Origin of the sequence: Arthrospira sp. PCC 8006 (genome assembly GCF_046480465.1) — a bacterium.
Taxonomy (GTDB): Bacteria; Cyanobacteriota; Cyanobacteriia; order Cyanobacteriales; family Microcoleaceae; genus Limnospira; species Limnospira platensis.
In genome coordinates this window covers 1-2,996 of sequence record NZ_PKGG01000371.1, presented here as the reverse complement: position 1 = coordinate 2,996, position 2,996 = coordinate 1, and the positions used below count along the sequence as shown (strand labels likewise).

Below are 2,996 nucleotides of genomic sequence, written 5' to 3'. Positions count from 1 at the left end.
TCGCATCCCAGAAAATGCTTGAATTAAACCTATAATAAGCGCGATCGCATTGATGATTTTATCCCCAGCCATCGCCCATTGCCCATTGCCTTCCCAGAAATCAATCAACGGGGCAGCATTAATTATTAATTGTTAATTTTTAATAATTGTTAATTTTTAATTATTTACAAATCAATCAACGGGGCAGCATCAATTATTAATTGTTAATCCTTAATTATTTATCCATCAATTAACGGCGCAGCATTAATTATTAATTGTTAATTATTAATTGTTAATTATTAATTGTTAATTATTTAGAACGGGACTGACGGGGCTCGAACCCGTTTTATAGCCTATAACCCCTATTCTACCGCCATTATAATGCGCTCGAAAGCGATCGCACATTTAGGAGTTAGTGCCAAATGAGTGCAAGTACAAACAGTACACATAGTGGTACATATCAAGGCTTTGAGGATATTCTTGAGTTTTTCAACCTATCCCGCAAACAATGTCCCAAAGGTGTCAGGATTAAGCGTAACCGGGGGACAATTCAGCTAGACATCACTACTGACCCGGAGACGGGAGGGCGTAAGCAGCGAGGATGTAATTGTCAGTTCACTTTTGAGGGTATCCGTAAGGCCGTTGATAAGGCCTGGTTAGTTCATAAATCCCTTGACGGACAATTTCAGTCGGTGTCTGAATGGCTCGACTGGTACAAGGCTACTATCCTTGATGAAAACAAAACCCCTTTGGAAAACGACTTAATCACCTATCGCCAAGTGTTTAAAGAGATGGAAGATGATTACTTTAATGGGGTACACAAGAACACTAAACGGAAGCGCTCTCGCGATATGGCTAGTGACAGAGCTTCATTTAAACGGTGTTTCTTAGATGTATTTGACAAAGTTACAGACTGGGATAGTTACGTCACTTGGGAGGGTATAAAAGAAGCCTTGTATACTCCATTAAAAGACGGTAGCAGTCCGGTGGGGCACAAGGATTTTAAAGACCGATATTACAAGTTAAGGCAGGTAGCGGAACGGGCTGGCTGCAAAAAAGCACTGGACAAGCTAGAAAAAATTGACCCAACCCAAACAGTATTTACGGAGTCTCAAAGTGTAGATTTAGATACCTTGCTAGGCTTGTTAGATAAAAAACGCAACACTGACTACAGAACATCTGTAGACAATAATGCGCGTGATGGTTGGTGTTGGGTTAGTGCAATGTGTACCCTATACGGATTACGACCGTCTGAAGTAGCAGCAGGTCAAAATTTAACTAAGCCAGTTAAGATTGATGGTATTACTTTTCCGGCTATCTCAGACCCCAATAACACTGAGTTAGTGTTAGTGATTGGTGAGTTTACTAATTTTGGCGGCAGTACCAAAACGGGTTGGCGGTTAGCTATCCCAATGAGTAAAGACAAGGTTCTAATTAACCGCCTAGGGATTCATAACGTTTATCTACCTGTTACTGAGTCTAAAAATCCAAAAATGTTTAATAATAATCATCGCAACTAGTTATCACGACATAATTGGGGACTAACTCAAGCCTATGCCTTTCGACACCTTGGAAACCAACTAGGGGAGATGAACGGGATACCACAGGAAATCAGAGCGCGTTCGTTTGGTCACTCGGTGTCAGTTAATGATGGCAAGTACAAAAAACGTCGCCATCTTGCGACAGAGTTAGGCATCCTAACAAGACATCAAAGGCAACCATTACCGCTAGAGATGGGGAAACAAGTCCTGATTAATATCGGCATTAATCCAGACCTACCAGAGGTTAAGGCAATTATCAGAGCTCTTTACCAGCTTGATGATTAATCCCCAATAAACCCACAACACAATACCCTCTAGGCTAAATACCTAGGGGGTTTTCCTTTTGCACTAACTCCTAAATGTGCGATCGCTTTTGAGTGCACTAGAGTAACGGTAGAATAGGGGTTATAGGCTATAAAACGGGTTCGAGCCCCGTCAGTCCCGTTTTTTCTATTTCCTTATCCTGACGGCGATAGCGGGAATTTACTTAACCCGATAGTCGTACCGTCACACACAAAATACACTCAACTCAGTCTTAGCACACGGGACAATTAGCGCATATCCCTCAGCAACAAATCTTAATTATTGACGGGTTAATCAATAAGCACAACTTAATCAATCTGTCAAATACCCATACCACCCCCCAACCAAACACCGATAGGGTAACTCCCTTGTGATACCCGTCAATGGCAAGCCTATCGGTTCGTTCCTCACCATTGACTGCTATCACGTCGGTCGCACCCCCAAGAGTGTTTGTTTCGGTTGGGGGGGAGGGTATGTTTCAAAATCAACACGATAGCCGTAGGTAGCCGTAGGGGGAACCCACTAGGTTATCAATGTACAACGATACTCCTATCAATGTACAAAGATATCAGACCGCCTACCTGGTTCCCTATGGGAGTCAGATTATTGGTGAAATCTTGAGGAGCCTACTCGCTACCAACAAAATGCGATCGCATAATCACGACTAACCTGGCTATGACATACTGAAGCGATACCCCCAAACAACTTTTCAACTGGTGACTTGTTTCGTCATCTCTCGCTGATACCTACATAATCCTCAGCAAGTCTCCAATTTATAGGGGTATTCATTTCGTTCAAAACCCAGTACCCCTAATAAACACCCTAAGCCAAAATCTTAGCCGTAGGTTGTAGGTAAAGCTATCTGTTAGGGGTAAAGTAGTTCTGGGTAATATCTGGACATGATAGGGTGAGCATTCATATAAACGATTTATAGTCTATAAATTATAGTCTATAAATGAAAAATACGTGCGAGACGTTTAGGAGTGAAATAGGGCTGCAATGCTCGAAATAACCTCCTAGAGGGGAATCAACTGATTCAACCCAGTTACCCCTTAACTGTTTATATGTTCCAACGCTCGGGCTTAAAACGAGCAAGGCAGGAAACTCAAGGTCAATCCCATTTTAAGAAATCGCAAAATTTACCGTCCAGGTGAACTTAGGAGGAGTAAAATC

Annotated in this window: 1 protein-coding gene and 1 pseudogene; both read left to right on the top strand. The window is 42.1% G+C overall.

Annotation, left to right across the window (positions count from 1 at the left end; translation table 11 throughout):
* The first annotated feature begins 401 nt into the window (after positions 1-401).
* Positions 402-1,805 (top strand): annotated as a pseudogene (locus B9T16_RS27435) (recombinase).
* Positions 1,806-2,356: 551 nt separating this feature from the next.
* Positions 2,357-2,491, top strand: coding sequence for a hypothetical protein (locus B9T16_RS27430; protein ID WP_286131321.1), 135 nt, complete (start codon positions 2,357-2,359; stop codon positions 2,489-2,491).
* Positions 2,492-2,996: the final 505 nt, after the last annotated feature.

Bases quoted from the DNA above. Each gene is read 5' to 3' on its own strand.
- B9T16_RS27430 (WP_286131321.1), top strand. From the start codon at position 2,357: ATGTACAACGATACTCCTATCAATGTACAAAGATATCAGACCGCCTAC.